This window comes from Nitrosomonas sp., assembly GCA_016703745.1.
Lineage (GTDB): Bacteria > Pseudomonadota > Gammaproteobacteria > Burkholderiales > Nitrosomonadaceae > Nitrosomonas.
This window is the reverse complement of the sequence record JADJBK010000006.1, coordinates 523,618-538,787: the sequence shown is the minus strand read 5'-3', so window position 1 is coordinate 538,787 and position 15,170 is coordinate 523,618. Positions and strand designations below refer to the sequence as shown.

Below are 15,170 nucleotides of genomic sequence, written 5' to 3'. Positions count from 1 at the left end.
GATATTTCAGATAGTAACGAAATCAATTACGCCACGGTTTTCGCGGCCATTAACAGCAAACGGTTGTAGCGCTGCTCACGCTGCAGGATGGTATCGTTGTGCAATACATATAATTTTTTCATCAACACCTTGCCGCTTCTTGGGAAAAAATGAATCTTGCGCGGATTGATGCCTGCCAGATCAGTAGCCAGCACACGGATTTGATGTTTGGCGAGGTAATCTTTGACAAACCTGGCATTCTGCGAGCCAACATGAGTGGTGATCATTGCCCGCTGCACATTTCCGCCACCAAATACCTTCGCAACCAGATTGGCGCGGCGCGCACCACGCCGGAGCACTTCCCGTAGCAGTATTTCCATGGCGGAATCCCCGAAACGCGCGCTCGGCAATTGCGCACCGTAATCATCCTTGCCTGACGGCAACATGAAATGGTTCATTCCACCGATGCCGCTTTGAAAATCATAAATACAGGCGGAAACACATGACCCGAGCACGGTTGACAACACCATATCCCGAGTGGTGACGTAGTATTCTCCTGGCAACAACTTGACCGCCTCAAGCTTGAGATACTGATCGTAGTAAAAATTAGTTGCCTGATCAGGGTTGTCTGGATTGCCGATTTTATTACCCACCCGGTTTTGAATCCTGTTTGACGGGTTTATAAATGGTACGGCCACACAGCTTGATCAGATCAGCGGCATGCGTAAAAACCTCAGAGTGCCCCATAAACAGGAGTCCTTCCTGGTCGAGAAGCGGTGCAAATTTTTCCAGAATCCGATACTGTGTTGGTTTGTCGAAATAAATCATAACGTTCCGACAGAATATCGCTTCAAACTTCCCACGTAATGGCCATTTGGCATCCAGCAGGTTGAACTGGCGGAATGTAATCATGTCCTGCAATTCACGCTTTACCTGAACATACCCCGCCTGGCTGCCACTGCCTTTGAGAAAGAAACGTTTGATCCGTGCCGGCGACATATTTTCCAGCCGCTCAGTTGCATAAACTCCCTGCGTGGCAGTCGCCAGCACATTCGTATCAATATCAGTTGCCAGAATACGTACTGGCGGCTTGATTGAGCCAAATGCCTCCACCATGGTGATTGCCATCGAGTAAGCCTCCTCGCCGGTGGAAGCCGCGCTGCACCAGAGCTTCATCACTTGTCCGCTTCTTCTTTTTTTGATGTGTTCGGCCAATACCGGAAAATGATGTTCTTCACGAAAAAATGCCGTCAGGTTGGTCGTCAGCGCATTGACAAACGCCTCCCATTCCTGATCTTCAGCATTTTTGTCCAGATGGTTCAAGTACTCGCCAAAACCTTGTGAACCGGTTGCACGCAGTCGTTTGGATAACCGGGTATACACCATTTCCTGCCGATTATCGGCCAGTGCAATACCTGCGCGCGCATAAATCATGCGCTTGACCGACTCGAAATCATGCGGTGAAAACGGATATTCACGCAAGGTTTTTTCAGCGGATAATTCTGTACTCACAATAAATCCTGTACATGATCTGGCACCATTACCGCTGGTTGCAATCTGTCAATCAAAATTCCTCCCACTCGCCATCAGAACCGGTTTTGGCCAGCGCAGTCGCGGCTGGTTTCGGAGTACCGCTGGCCTGTGGCAGGCGCTTGACATTGGTTGCCCGATTGGGACCGCGCCGTTCCACAAACGGCTGGGTTGCGCCAGCGCCCTGTTCCAGCTTGAATGTGGCTACCGCTTGTGCCAGATGCTCCGCCTGCTCACGCATCGATTCGGAAGCTGCCGCTGCCTGTTCCACCAGCGCCGCGTTCTGCTGGGTGATTTCATCCATCTGGGTAATAGCCTGATTAACCTGCTCTATCCCGAGGCTTTGTTCCTGGGAAGCCGCCGATATTTCACCCATGATATCGGTGACCCGTTTGACTGACAGCACCACCTCTCGCATCGTTTTTCCGGCATCGTCAACCAGTTGCGTGCCATCCTCGACCTTATGTACTGAGTTGCCGATCAGTTCTTTGATTTCTTTGGCTGCCGCTGCCGAGCGCTGCGCCAGCGTGCGCACTTCGGTTGCCACTACCGCAAAACCTCGTCCCTGTTCACCCGCCCGCGCGGCTTCCACTGCGGCGTTCAGCGCCAGAATGTTAGTCTGAAAGGCAATGCCGTCAATCACGCTGATAATATCCACAACCCTTTTGGAGCTTTCATTGATCGCGCTCATGGTCTGCACCACCTGCTCAACCACCTCGCCGCCCCTGACCGCAACTGCCGAGGCGGAAGACGCCAGTTGATTCGCCTGGCGGGCATTGTCCGCGTTCTGCTTCACGGTGGAAGTCAGCTGCTCCATGCTGGCGGCGGTTTCTTCCAGATTGGCCGCCTGTTCTTCGGTGCGCTGCGATAAGTCAACATTACCATCGGCAATTTCCTTGGAGGCCGTTCCAATCAGCTCCGCCGCTTCCTTGATCTGGTCAATAATCTGGGTCAGTTGGGTTACGGTCAGATTGGCATCCTCTTTTAACTGGCCGAACATGCCCTGATATTCTTTGGTCATGGGCTGCGTCAGATCTCCCTTGGCAAGTGCATCCAGCATGCCTGCAAAATCATTCAGCCCCTGCGCGGTAGTTTCCATCAACGAGTTGATGCCCTCGGCCAACTGTCTGAAAAATCCATCCTTGCCAGCCAATGTCAGACGTTTGCTAAAATCGCCGGCAACCGCCGCCCGCACGACTTCAACCACTTCTTTTTCCACGGTCAGTTCCTGGGTGCGATCCAGCCACTCGACTGCCGCACCGGCACGTGTACCATCCTCATTCATTACCGGGGTCAGCGTGAGCGAATACACATGTCCGTTCACTTTGACGTCATTCATCTCCTGCTGCTGGTCGAGACTGGCCAGGCGGCTCTTCAATGCCTTTCGCATCGCGGCCTCGTCCTTCTCGTTCACCAATATTTCATGCACCTTCCGGTTCATGAAAATAATGGTGCCTGTTGCATCCGCGATCATGGCGGCGGACGAAGCGATATCAAGCGCGTTACGGATACGCAGATTCTCGATATTCATGCGCTTGGTCTCGGTAAAATCGACCCCCGCACGAATTTGCATGGATTTGAGTGCTTCCGTCAACCTGCCAAGTTCATCATGCTGCATGATAGCAATCTGGCTGGTATAGTCACCTTGCGCCATTTTCTCCAGATGAGAGGTCAACATTTCGACTGGCAAGCGAATATTGCGATACAACATCACACCGAGTCCGACTGAAAACAGTCCTCCGGCAATCAGACTGCCATAAACCAGCCAGGACTGCTGCCCCGTCAACCAGAGTGCCGTCACTGCCGCAACCATGGGCAAAGTGGCGAGCAGGATAATCTGCGTCCGTAGCTGCAACTGCTTCATTTTTTGACCGATTGTCCCTGCAATGCCCTTGCTGATGACTTCCCCGCCCACGATCTGCACGTTTGCCCGCCCTTCGCGCATCTCGCGATAGAGCGTCTCCGCTGCCTGTATCTGTTCACGTGATGGTTTGCTGCGTACCGACATATGCCCGGTGACCCGACCCTGCTCCCGGATAGGCGTGGCATTGGCAAATACCCAGTAAAAGCCTCCCTCCTTGCTGCGATTCTTCACCAGGCCGCTCCATGGGCGTTCCTGTTTGAGTGTTGTCCATAAATCCTCGAATGCTTCGGGTGGCATGTCCGGATGCCTGACCAGGTTGTGCGCCTGGCCAATCAACTCTGCTTCCGTGTAACCACTCATCTCAATGAACGGCGGGTTGACATAGGTAATCACCCCTTTGGGCGTGGTTTTGGAGACCAGAAACTCTCCATCCTTCATTTCCAGCTCAATGTTGGTTACCGGCATATTGATGCGCATACTATTCTTCCTTTCCCTTGATATTCTTTAAACTCTGCGGCTAAAACTCTTCCCAATCGCCATCCGTACCCGTGCTGGCTGGCACTGGCATTGCCGCGGGTGCTTTTGTCCGGGATGCCTGAGTCCCTTTCGCCTGTGGCAGGCGCTTGACATTGGTTGCCCGATTGGGACCGCGCCGTTCCGCAAACGGCTGAGTTGCGCCAGTACCCTGTTCCAGCTTGAATGTGGCTACCGCTTGTGCCAGATGCTCCGCCTGCTCACGCATCGATTCGGACGCCGCCGCTGCCTGTTCCACCAGCGCCGCGTTCTGCTGGGTGATTTCATCCATCTGGGTAATAGCCTGATTGACCTGCTCTATCCCGAGGCTTTGTTCCTGGGAAGCCGCCGATATTTCACCCATGATATCGGTGACCCGTTTGACTGACAGCACCACCTCCCGCATCGTTTTTCCGGCATCGTCAACCAGTTGCGTGCCATCCTCGACCTTATGTACTGAGTTGCCGATCAGCTCTTTGATTTCTTTGGCTGCCGCTGCCGAGCGCTGCGCCAGCGTGCGCACTTCGGTTGCCACTACCGCAAAACCTCGTCCCTGTTCACCCGCACGCGCGGCTTCCACTGCGGCGTTCAGCGCCAGAATATTAGTCTGAAAGGCAATGCCGTCAATCACGCTGATAATATCCACAACCCTTTTGGAGCTTTCATTGATCGCGCTCATGGTCTGCACCACCTGCTCAACCACCTCGCCGCCCCTGACCGCAACTGCCGAGGCGGAAGACGCCAGTTGATTCGCCTGGCGGGCGTTGTCTGCGTTCTGCTTCACGGTGGAGGTCAGCTGCTCCATGCTGGCGGCGGTTTCTTCCAGATTGGCCGCCTGTTCTTCGGTGCGCTGCGACAGATCGACATTACCATCGGCAATTTCCTTGGAAGCCGTTCCAATCAGCTCCGCCGCTTCCTTGATCTGCACGATAATGCCGCCCAACTGAGCCACGGTAATGTTTGAATCCGCTTTTAACTGGCCAAACATGCCCTGATACTCTTTGGTGATGGTTTGAGTCAAATCCCCATGGGCGAGCGCGCCCAGCACCCGTAACGTATCCTTCAACGCAGCTTCGCAGACCACCATCAACTGGTTTAGCCCATCAATCATTTTGCGAAACTCATATTGATAGTTATCCACCTTTCCTCGACGGGAAAAATCACCTGCTGCCACGCCCTCGACCAGATAACTGATTTCGCTGCTGATTCCCTGCAAACTTACCTTGACTGCCTGCATGGCTTCAGTAACTTTTGCTTTTTCACCCGGAAGTTTCTCCATCTCCACCGACAGATTCCCCTGTGCATAATGCGCCATGACTTCGATGGCTCGCATCTTGACCGCGATATGGGAGGCGGCCAGCTCATTGGTCGCGGTGACCATTTCACCATAGCTGCCAGGAAACTGACCGACCGGAATACGATAACTTATCGTGCCTGCTTCATGCTGCTGCAGCATTTTTTGCTGCGCGCTGGCGTAACCAGTCAACACCTCACCCATTTTGCGCATTGATTTCAGCAGGGTAGTTATTTCATCCCGACCTGTTACCTCGATCCGCTGGTCAAACCGTCCGGCCGCGATACCATTGGCGACGTTAACCGCCTGGCTGATTGAGCGATTAAGCCCGCGAACAATAGCGCCACCCAGGATGGCGGCAAAGAGTATTCCCGCAACAGTTGCGGCAATCACCGCCACCAGCGCCGAAGAAAAATTAGCCTGTGCCTCTGCATATTCCTCGGCGGCCACGCGGTCCTGCAGTTGTACCAGCTCAAATAACGTGTTGCGCACCGACTCGAATTTTCCGTTGGCATCGCGCGTGGCATTTTCCTGTGCGGCGACAAATTCACCATTGATGGCGTGATTCAAAGTCTGGTTACGCGAAGCCTGATAGACCTTCCATTGCTCGGCAAAGCGGCCAGCAAACGTTTGCTCCTCGGGTGTCAGAACGGTTGCGGTGTATTTGCGCCACTTGTCATTGATCAGCGTATCCAGCACGACGACCTGATTTGCCCGTTTCCGGGCATTTTCAGTATCTTGCAGGTTGGCCGTCATGACCGCATGCAGGCGTCCCTGTTGCAGGCTGTCCAGAATACCTGCCAGATCCGCGAGCGGGACAGTCCTGTCTCGATACACGGTTTCCAGCTTTTTATTTGCCTGGTTCATCCCGTACAACCCCACTGCACCGATGGCGATTAATAACAGCGATAAAACACTCATCATGAGAATTAACCGCGATTTGATGGTCATGTTTTGTAACATGTGTACTCCCTGGAATAAGATAAGTAATCTTTGAAAATACTATTGCCTGAATCTGTTCAACTGGCCGTATCCAGCAGCCCCATATCCTGACTGCCCATCAGTTTCTCGATATTTACCAGGATTAACATGCGATCTTCCACCGTTCCCAGCCCCATGATGTATTCGGTATCAATGACTGCGCCAAATTGTGGAGTGGTGCGTACCTGTTCCCTCTCCAGATTGATGACATCGGAAACGCTGTCCACAACAATGCCTACCACCCGACCGGATAAATTCAGAATGATGACGACCGTGAACTGGTCATAATGAGCTTCGCCCAGATTGAATTTGATCCGCATATCAACGATTGGCACGATCACTCCACGGAGATTGACCACCCCCTTGATGAATTCAGGCGCGTTGGCAATGCGGGTAATCGCGTCATAGCCCCGGATTTCCTGAACTTTCAGAATATCGATACCATATTCTTCCTTGCCTAGCCGGAATGTCAGAAATTCACTGTTGGCCGAACCCAATATTGAATTGGGCAATTCACTTCCCGCTGCATGGGTTTGTGTTTGCTGCATGGGGCCTGCTCCTTTGTCCTTTTGTAAGCCTGCTTCGGTAACGTGTTAAACGGCATATTGTGTGAAGAATTTGATTTTTTTATCAGGCGGCATCTGCCTGTGACTGTTTGATCATGCTGACCAGTGCGGCTGCGTCAAGAATCAGCGCAACACTGCCATCTCCCATGATGGTCGCGCCGGATACGCCTTGTACCCGGCGATAATTACTCTCCAGACTTTTGATGACAACCTGATGCTGCCCGATCAGAGCATCGACGAACATAGCGGCCTTGCAGCCTTCGGCGTCGAGAATGACCAGGATTCCTTCATGAATCTGTGCTGCGGCTGGCTGCAATCCGAGTACCTCATGCAGGGCGATGACCGGAAGATACTCGCCCCGTACCTGTACCACTCGTCCCTGTCCTCTGACGGTACGAATATCTGCTGCCTGCGGCTTGAGCGATTCGGTAATGTAGGTCAGCGGCACGATGAACAGTTGATCGCCCACCGACACCGATAATCCGTCCAGAATCGCCAGTGTCAGGGGAAGGCGAATGGATATTTTTGTGCCCTGACCAAGGGTGGAATTAATTTCGACACGTCCGCCCAGTGCCTGAATATTGCGTTTGACCACATCCATGCCGACACCCCGGCCAGAAACATCGGTTATGACCTCCGCCGTGGAGAAGCCTGCTTCAAAAATCAGCATCCATATTTCCTGATCCGTTATGGTTTCGCTGATTGGCAGACCACGCTCGCGTGCCTTGGCCAGAATCTTTTCAGCGTTGAGACCGGCGCCATCATCCATCACCTCGATAACGATGCTGCCACCCTGGTGCGAGGCACGCAGCGTGATCGTGCCCTGCGCCGGTTTGCCAAGCGCCACTCTTTTCTCTGGTGACTCGATTCCATGGTCGAGACTGTTACGGATCAAATGGGTTAATGGATCGGTGATTTTTTCGATCAAACCTTTATCCAATTCAGTACCTTCTCCAATGGTTTTGAGCTCGACCTTCTTGCCCAGTTTGGCCGCGACATCTCGCACCACTCTGGGAAAGCGGCTGAAAACAAAGCTGATTGGCATCATGCGGATCGACATCACGGATTCCTGCAAATCCCGCGTGTTCCGTTCGAGCTGGTTTAGTCCATTGAGTAATTTTTCGTGAATAACCGGATCAATTTGCGAGGCTGTCTGCGCCAGCATCGCCTGTGTAATGACGAGTTCACCGACGAGATTGATCATCTGATCCACTTTCTCAATGCTGACACGAATGGAAGACGATTCACTGCTGGCTGCCGCCTTGGGCCTGGCTGGTTCCGCCGGTGTTTTAACTGATTCGGCTGGCGGGTCAGTCTTGATTGTTTCCGCAGCTGTTCCGGCTGGCGGCGCATTCATCATGACAGCCGGTTTGTCAGCAGCGGGTGAGATATTGTCAGCTGGTGCTTGAGCAGTTACTTCGGCTTCGATAACCAGCGTAACCGGATCAACGATAAAAGCCAGTGCTTCCCAAATATCTTCCTCACTCTCCATTGTGGTGAGTTTCAGACAGCAGATCTCCTGTTGTTGTGGCGCACTCAAATTCTCAAGACTGCTCTGCCGAGCCAGATCAGCCAGCAGTTTTGTCATCACCACGTCGCTCAGATTCTGGCAGGAAAAATGGATGCGGTACGTGATTGGTATGTTTGCGGAAGCTTCTTCTGGGGCATTGCTATTGGTCGGTGGAATCGCTTGCGTGGCGGGCGTTTCGTGCAGAGAATATTCGGGTGCCTTATTTAATTCTGTTACAGCAGAGAGGAGGGCGGCTTCATTTACGGCAGTTGCGGTCATCAATTCTTTCAGTTTTTGGGAAGCGACCATTGCCTCGGCGGAATTGACCTGTCCTTCACCACTATGGCCATTCAATTGCTGCTTCAAAACATCACTCGCCTGTAAAAAGGCATCAACCATTTCACTGCGTAATGTCAATTCACCTTTGCGTAATTTGTCCAGCAATGATTCCAGCATATGCGTCATTTCGGTCATATCTGTAAAACCAAACGTGCCAGCGCCACCTTTAATGGAATGTGCCGCCCTAAAAATGGCATTCAGATCTTCCGGATCTGGAGATTGCACGTCCAGTCCAAGCAGAAGGGTTTCCATCTCCGCCAGCAGCTCGCTGGCTTCCTCAAAAAATATCTGGTAAAACTGCTCAAGATCAGCGCTCATTGTGACTCCCTTCAGAAAGTTTCCGGTAAATTACGGCATGATCCATGCGATTGTTGATGTGAATAAAACTGTGAACACTGTTTATTTCTCATTCCCTCTGAAAGTATCTGTGATAAATAACAACACAACCTGGGGATTCAACATTGCATTTCAGTGAGATTCCCTTGTAATATCGGCCTATAAGTTATTAACAACAGTCAATAAATAGAAAATGAGGATTCGAAAAATGAAGGTAGGTCAATATGTCATCCGGCGGCAGGATCGACATGCTGCTATTGCTTTTGTTGAGCAGAAACTTACTCAAGAACCTCAATGGATTGGGGTTGATGAGAATCAACAGTTAATTGCGAAACAAGAATATTTTGGTAGTTTGATTGATCCGGATGGAATGAATGCCTGGTGCGAAAAATGGCTGAATGATGTGCAATGGGAGCAGCTTAGGCAAGCGATTTCAGTTGGATGTGACGTGCAGGAGAATCGACAGTTACAACCCCTTAAGACGATTAGCCTGAGCCATCAGGCATGGGAGATTCTGGCGGATCTGGCTCAGCAGAGCGACACAACATTATCGAATGTCATCATCACCCATCTGGGTAACGTGAATTTTACTGCCTGCATACAAACTGAAACAGATTACAATCGTAACAGTCTTAATCAGGATAACCCGGCGATGAGCTCCTGAACATATGATGTACCTGGCCATGCGATAAACGGTTTGGTTAGCAATACTCAAGGGGTTTTCTGTCTCATCATGCTGCTGTTATCGAAAGATGGGTTTTTAAATAACCTCTGATCTGTTTTTTTGAACCAGGCCAATATTCATGCGTTTTTTCCGATTGTTTAAAATCATCCTGATCGCCTTGCGCTTTGGTCTGGATGAAGTGGTGCTTTGCCAACTGCGCGTGCGCGCACTCTGCAAAATCAGCAGGTTGCTGCCATTCCGTGGTGGGCTGAAATTGCCGCGTGCGGTGAGATTGCGTCTGGCGCTGGAGGCGTTGGGGCCAATTTTCATCAAGTTCGGGCAGATGCTTTCTACCCGCCGCGATCTGCTTGCCCCTGATTTTGCCGACGAGCTGGCCTATTTACAGGATCGGGTTCCTCCCTTTCCATCGAAACAGGCAATCGGTATTCTGGAAAAGGTTTATGGCCGCCCGGTTCATGAAATTTTTCTTGAGTTTGAGGAAACACCGGTTGCCAGCGCATCGGTAGCACAGGTGCATTATGCGGTTTTACAGAATGGCTCTCTGGCTGCCGTCAAAATTCTTCGCCCTGACATTGCACCGGTAATTGCTCACGATGTTGCTCTGATGGAAACTGCTGCGTGGCTGCTGGAGGCGGTCTGGCCTGACGGCAAGCGGCTGAAGCTGCGTGAAGTCGTTTCGGAATTTGCCCGCCATCTGGAAGACGAACTTGATCTGGTCCGTGAGGCGGCCAACTGCAGCCAGCTGCGCCGCAATTTTCTCAATTCTCCATTGTTGCTGGTTCCCGAGGTCTACTGGGATTATTGCCATCCGGAAGTCATGGTCATGGAACGTGTTATTGGCACACCTATCAGCCATGTCGATGAGTTGCGCGCACAGGGAATCGATGTTCACCAGCTTGGGCGTATGGGAGTGGAAATATTTTTTACCCAGGTGTTTCGGGATGGTTATTTTCATGCCGACATGCATCCGGGAAATATTTTTGTGGGTAGTAATGGCTGTTATATCGCGGTTGATTTTGGCATCATGGGGTCTCTCAGTGATGAGGACAAAAACTATCTGGCACAAAATTTTCTGGCTTTTTTCCGTCGGGATTATCGTCGTGTTGCACAGGCGCATGTTGAAGCGGGCTGGGCACCAAGAGATACCCGGGTTGATGATTTTGAGGCGGCTATTCGTGCGGTGTGTGAGCCGATTTTTGACCGTCCCCTTAAGGACATCTATTTTGGCCGCGTGCTGTTACGTTTGTTTCAGGCTTCGCGTCAATTTAATGTTGAGATTCAGCCACAGTTGGTATTGCTGCAGAAAACCTTGCTGAATATTGAAGGATTGGGGCGCGATCTTGATCCGGATCTGGATCTGTGGAAAACCGCGAAGCCTTTTCTTGAAAACTGGATGGCGGAGCAGGTTGGGTTTCGTGGGCTGATCAGCCAGCTGCAAAAGGAAGCGCCAAACTGGGCAACGATCTTGCCACAGTTTCCACGACTGCTGCATTACAATCTGAGCCAGGAACGCGCACAGAGTCTGGAAGAAAAATTGGGGGAACTCGTCAAGCAGGAAAAACGGCAAAGCCGTTTACTCGCGTTACTGGCGGCGCTCCTGGCAGCGCTACTGCTTGCTAATATTTATTTGTAGCCTGTGAAAACCTGATTTTGCTAGAATCCGCCTTTTTGACTCAGTCTAGCCATGGCATTACTGGAACTGCACAATCTCACCCGACGTTTTAACGACTTTGTTGCGGTCGATAACATTAGTCTGAGCATCACCAAAGGCGAGTTTTTTACGCTTCTGGGGCCGTCTGGCTGTGGGAAAACCACCTTGTTGCGCATGATTGCCGGATTTGATACGCCGGATTCCGGTCAGATTTTGCTCGATGGCCACGATATTACCAGGCTGGCACCCGAGAAACGTCCCATCCACACCGTTTTTCAGAGTTACGCGCTGTTTCCGCACATGACTGTAGCGCAGAACATTGCTTTCCCTCTGCAGATGGCTAAGGTTGCTCCAGCCGAGATAACTGATCGAGTCAGTCGGACCATTGAAGAAGTCCGCTTATCCAGTTTTGCACAACGTTATCCACATGAGTTGTCCGGTGGGCAAAAGCAGCGTGTCGCACTTGCACGCGGACTGATCAATCGTCCTCGTTTGCTATTGCTGGATGAACCGTTAGGTGCGCTGGATGCAAAACTGCGTGAGGATTTACAGCGTGAGCTGATTAATCTGCAAAAAGAAGTCGGTATTACCTTTATCTTCGTCACGCATTCCCAGGATGAAGCGCTCGCGCTATCGCAACGCATCGCGGTTATGAATCAGGGGAGAGTGGAGCAGATAGATGAGCCGAGTATCATTTACAGCCAGCCAGTCAGCCGTTTTGTGGCGGATTTTATCGGTAAGATCAATTTACTCAGTGCAGAAGTCATGCAATTGACTGATGCCATGATGACTCTACAGATAGAGTCGCTTGGGGTGTTATCGTTGCCTGCAAACAAAAAGGTAGCTATCGGTGATCAAGGTGTGATCGCCATTCGACCAGAACAAATCAGCCTGCACCGCACCTCTCAAAATTCAGAAGCAGTGCATACATTTACTGGCAGGGTATCGGATTTTCTCTATGTCGGTGATGTTACTACCTATGTGATCGAATTAATCAATGGTGTTCGTCTGGAAGCTCTGTTGGCCAATGCGACGCCGGGTGTGGCGCGATTCTTCGAAGTAGGGGACACGGTGACTGTGTCCTGGCCGATGACAGCCGTGCAATTTCTTAGGGACGGATAGAGCATGCACCGCCAGAATCGAGTCAAGTGGCTCATCAGCCTTCCGCCTATGCTGTTTTTGCTGGTATTTTTTGTTGCGCCCAGCCTGATCATGTTTGTGACATCATTTCGCTTTCCCGGTGAATTTGGTGGGCTTGCTCCGTTGAGTGCTTCTGATCTTGCCGCAGGGGCGCCATCGGATTTGTATGGGCTGACGCTGGAAACCTACCGTTTTTTTTGGGGTGATACGCTCTACGCCGAGATATTTCTGAAATCCTTTCTCGTTGCTGCGGTAACAACCCTGATCTGCCTGCTGCTTGCCTATCCGCTAGCACTGCTCATTGCCCGCAGCGATAAGCGTCATCGCAATCTGATGATCCTGCTGGTGATCTTGCCGTTTGCCAGCAATTTTCTGGTCCGTATCTATGCCTGGATGATCATTCTCGGGCCGGAATCGGGGCTCAATCATGCTGTCAACAGCCTGCTGGCATGGATGGAATTTCCGCCGGTGATGCTGCTGTTTTCCCCATTTTCGGTATTGGTGGGGATGGTTTATATCCACCTGCCTTTCATGATTCTGCCGCTTTACACCAACCTGGAGAAGCATGATCCGGTCTTGCTTGATGCGGCTCAGGATCTGGGGGCAAATCGCTGGCAACGCTTCTGGCGCGTTACCTGGCCGCAATCGGTACCCGGCGTGTTCTCCGGTGCCGCATTGGTGTTCATACCGGTATTGGGCATGTTTGCCGTGCCGGATATTCTTGGTGGAACCGGTGATATCCTGATCGGCAACCTGATCAAAGACCAGTTTCTCGGCACGCGCGACTGGCCATTTGGTGCAACACTTTCTATCATGCTGATGTTGGTGGTTATGGCTGTTGCTGGTTTTGCCGCATGGCTTGCCCGTCCGCGCGTTGCAGTCTCTTCCTCATCAACATGAGACATCCAAATTTTTTGCTGTGGCTGATGGCCATATTGGTGTATGCCTTTCTCTACATTCCGTTGATCATCGTAGTCGTTTATTCGTTTAATGATTCGCGTCTCAATGCGGAATGGGTCGGATTTACCCTTGACTGGTATCACAAGCTATTTCGCAATGAAGAGATACTGATCGCCGCACGCAACTCACTCATCATCGCGGTCAGCGCCAGCGTGCTTGCAACTACACTTGGCACCATGGCGGGATTAGCGATTCATCGCTACCGTCTCAAGGTTTTGCCTATCCTGGCCTTTTCACCGGTTGCGATGCCAGAAATTCTGCTTGGGGTATCCCTGTTACTGTTTTTTCTGCAGGTGCTCAATATGACATTGGGGCTGATTTCGGTCATTATTGCTCACACGACGTTCAGTGTCGGATTTGTTGCTATTATTGTACGGGCGCGGCTGCAGGGAATGGATGACAGCATTTTCGAAGCGGCACGCGATCTTGGCGCTACTCCGTGGCAAACTTTCCGGCTGATCACCCTGCCACTTATCATGCCAGCCATCATCGCCGGTGCGTTGATGTCATTTACGCTGTCAATCGATGATTTTGTGATCACGTTTTTCACCAAGGGCGTGGGTGAACCAATTCTGCCTATCCAGATTTACACCATGATTAAGATCGCGGTTACACCGGAGGTGAATGCGATATCCACCTTATTGATGTTGCTGACACTTGTTTTGGTTATGCTCGCCACTCGCTTCGACAAAACTATTCTGCACGGGAGATAAGTGCGTGAAACGAGGCATCATTCTGTATGGATTGACAGGGCTGCTAATCGGTTTGCTCACCGCCTGCTCGCCGCAGCCGGAAGCTGATAGTAATCGTGCCGATAATGTACTGCGCCTGTTCAACTGGAACAATTACATTGGTCCCGAAACGCTACGCCGTTTCGAGCAGCGATGCCGCTGCCAGGTAACCCAGGATTACTATGCCGACAATGAGGAGTTACTCGCCAAGCTCGCTGCTGGCGCGACTGGCTACGATCTGCTTGTACCAACCGGCAATGCCATGGATACGCTGATTCGACAGAGTATGCTCAGATCTCTGGATAAAACGCTGTTGCCCAATCTGAATAATATCGATGAGGTTTACCTGAATACAGTGTTCGATCCGGGCAACCGGTATTCGGTCCCCTATGCTACTACCATCACACTCATTGGTTTTAATCGTGAAAAAATGGAGGAGCTGGGACTGCCAACGGATAGCTGGGCAATTATTTTTGAGCCAGTCCATTTACAGAAAATCAGGGGGCGGGTAACGGTACTCGACAGTCAGCGTGAATTGATGGCAGCCGCACTCAGTTACCTGGGTTACAGTGTCAACGATACCGATCCCCGGCACTGGCAGCAGGCCAGGGAGCTGATCATCCGCGCCAAGCCCTATTGGGCCGCATTCAATAATACCAGCTACATCCGCGAACTTGCCGTGGGTAATCTGTGGGTAGCGCATGGTTATTCGAACGACATGTTTCAGGCCGGGCAGGATGCACAAAAAACTGGACGACCATTCACGGTAGATTTTGTCATTCCCAAGGAAGGCGCCACACTTTCACTCGATAGTATGGTGCTGCATCGCAGTGGTCATCGACCGGATCTTGCGCACCAGTTTATTGATTTCATGCTGGAAGGAGAAAACTCAGCCGAATTGACCAACCTGACAGGTTCCGGCAATCCCAATCAGGTCGCGAAAAAATATATTCGTGCCGATATTTCCAGTCACCCCGTCATTTTTCCTGATATTCCTCAGCTTGCCCGGCTGGAAATGCTCGAAGAGCTCGATCACAAGCAGCGGCGCCTATTAAGCCGTATCTGGACAGAAATTAAATTGAGGTAATGAA

12 protein-coding genes are annotated in these 15,170 nt (G+C 51.4%); 6 read left to right on the top strand and 6 right to left on the bottom strand.

Features of this window, described 5'->3' with window-relative positions; translation table 11 throughout:
* Positions 1-26: 26 nt before the first annotated feature.
* The 6 genes from cheD to cheA all read right to left on the bottom strand — a co-directional run bounded on the left by cheD (position 27) and on the right by cheA (position 8,894).
* Positions 27-620, bottom strand: a complete 594-nt coding sequence (gene cheD, locus IPG31_03590; protein MBK6617475.1) for a chemoreceptor glutamine deamidase CheD — start codon at positions 618-620, stop codon at positions 27-29.
* A gap of 4 nt (positions 621-624) precedes the next feature.
* Positions 625-1,413, bottom strand: a complete 789-nt coding sequence (locus IPG31_03585) for a chemotaxis protein CheR (protein MBK6617474.1) — start codon at positions 1,411-1,413, stop codon at positions 625-627.
* 130 nt (positions 1,414-1,543) lie between these two features.
* Positions 1,544-3,850, bottom strand: coding sequence for a PAS domain-containing protein (locus IPG31_03580; GenBank protein ID MBK6617473.1), 2,307 nt, complete (start codon positions 3,848-3,850; stop codon positions 1,544-1,546).
* Positions 3,851-3,890: 40 nt separating this feature from the next.
* On the bottom strand, positions 3,891-6,143 hold the full coding sequence (locus tag IPG31_03575) for an MCP four helix bundle domain-containing protein (GenBank protein MBK6617472.1): 2,253 nt from the start codon (positions 6,141-6,143) through the stop codon (positions 3,891-3,893).
* Between the two features lie 56 nt (positions 6,144-6,199).
* Complete coding sequence (locus IPG31_03570; GenBank protein MBK6617471.1) at positions 6,200-6,709, bottom strand: chemotaxis protein CheW; 510 nt, start codon at positions 6,707-6,709, stop codon at positions 6,200-6,202.
* Between the two features lie 82 nt (positions 6,710-6,791).
* Entirely contained in the window at positions 6,792-8,894 is a 2,103-nt protein-coding gene (cheA, locus tag IPG31_03565; protein ID MBK6617470.1) for a chemotaxis protein CheA, read from the bottom strand.
* A gap of 226 nt (positions 8,895-9,120) precedes the next feature.
* Between cheA and IPG31_03560 the strand changes: the two genes are divergently transcribed.
* From IPG31_03560 to IPG31_03535, 6 genes are all read left to right on the top strand, one after another.
* Complete coding sequence (locus IPG31_03560) at positions 9,121-9,576, top strand: hypothetical protein (GenBank protein ID MBK6617469.1); 456 nt, start codon at positions 9,121-9,123, stop codon at positions 9,574-9,576.
* 139 nt (positions 9,577-9,715) lie between these two features.
* The gene (ubiB, locus tag IPG31_03555) at positions 9,716-11,230 is read left to right on the top strand and encodes a ubiquinone biosynthesis regulatory protein kinase UbiB (GenBank protein MBK6617468.1); all 1,515 of its coding nucleotides are present in this window, start codon (positions 9,716-9,718) and stop codon (positions 11,228-11,230) included.
* 51 nt (positions 11,231-11,281) lie between these two features.
* Positions 11,282-12,370 carry an ABC transporter ATP-binding protein gene (locus IPG31_03550; protein ID MBK6617467.1) on the top strand — a complete coding sequence of 363 codons (1,089 nt, stop codon included), beginning with the start codon at positions 11,282-11,284 and terminating at the stop codon, positions 12,368-12,370.
* Between the two features lie 3 nt (positions 12,371-12,373).
* Positions 12,374-13,288, top strand: a complete 915-nt coding sequence (locus IPG31_03545; protein ID MBK6617466.1) for an ABC transporter permease — start codon at positions 12,374-12,376, stop codon at positions 13,286-13,288.
* On the top strand, positions 13,285-14,061 hold the full coding sequence (locus tag IPG31_03540; GenBank protein MBK6617465.1) for an ABC transporter permease subunit: 777 nt from the start codon (positions 13,285-13,287) through the stop codon (positions 14,059-14,061). The genes IPG31_03545 and IPG31_03540 overlap by 4 nt, the downstream gene beginning before the upstream one ends.
* Before the next feature lie 4 nt (positions 14,062-14,065).
* Positions 14,066-15,166 (top strand): spermidine/putrescine ABC transporter substrate-binding protein, encoded by a 1,101-nt coding sequence (locus IPG31_03535; GenBank protein MBK6617464.1) that lies wholly within the window; start codon positions 14,066-14,068, stop codon positions 15,164-15,166.
* The last annotated feature ends 4 nt before the right edge of the window (positions 15,167-15,170 follow it).

What these genes read in the sequence shown, in the direction of transcription:
- IPG31_03585 (MBK6617474.1), bottom strand. Translation starts at nt 1,413, where the DNA reads ATGATTTATGCGCGCGCAGGTATTGCACTGGCCGATAATCGGCAGGAA.
- IPG31_03580 (MBK6617473.1), bottom strand. Translation starts at nt 3,850, where the DNA reads ATGCGCATCAATATGCCGGTAACCAACATTGAGCTGGAAATGAAGGAT.
- IPG31_03575 (MBK6617472.1), bottom strand. Translation starts at nt 6,143, where the DNA reads ATGTTACAAAACATGACCATCAAATCGCGGTTAATTCTCATGATGAGT.
- IPG31_03570 (MBK6617471.1), bottom strand. Translation starts at nt 6,709, where the DNA reads ATGCAGCAAACACAAACCCATGCAGCGGGAAGTGAATTGCCCAATTCA.
- cheA (MBK6617470.1), bottom strand. Translation starts at nt 8,894, where the DNA reads ATGAGCGCTGATCTTGAGCAGTTTTACCAGATATTTTTTGAGGAAGCC.
- IPG31_03560 (MBK6617469.1), top strand. Translation starts at nt 9,121, where the DNA reads ATGAAGGTAGGTCAATATGTCATCCGGCGGCAGGATCGACATGCTGCT.
- ubiB (MBK6617468.1), top strand. Translation starts at nt 9,716, where the DNA reads ATGCGTTTTTTCCGATTGTTTAAAATCATCCTGATCGCCTTGCGCTTT.
- IPG31_03550 (MBK6617467.1), top strand. Translation starts at nt 11,282, where the DNA reads ATGGCATTACTGGAACTGCACAATCTCACCCGACGTTTTAACGACTTT.
- IPG31_03545 (MBK6617466.1), top strand. Translation starts at nt 12,374, where the DNA reads ATGCACCGCCAGAATCGAGTCAAGTGGCTCATCAGCCTTCCGCCTATG.
- IPG31_03540 (MBK6617465.1), top strand. Translation starts at nt 13,285, where the DNA reads ATGAGACATCCAAATTTTTTGCTGTGGCTGATGGCCATATTGGTGTAT.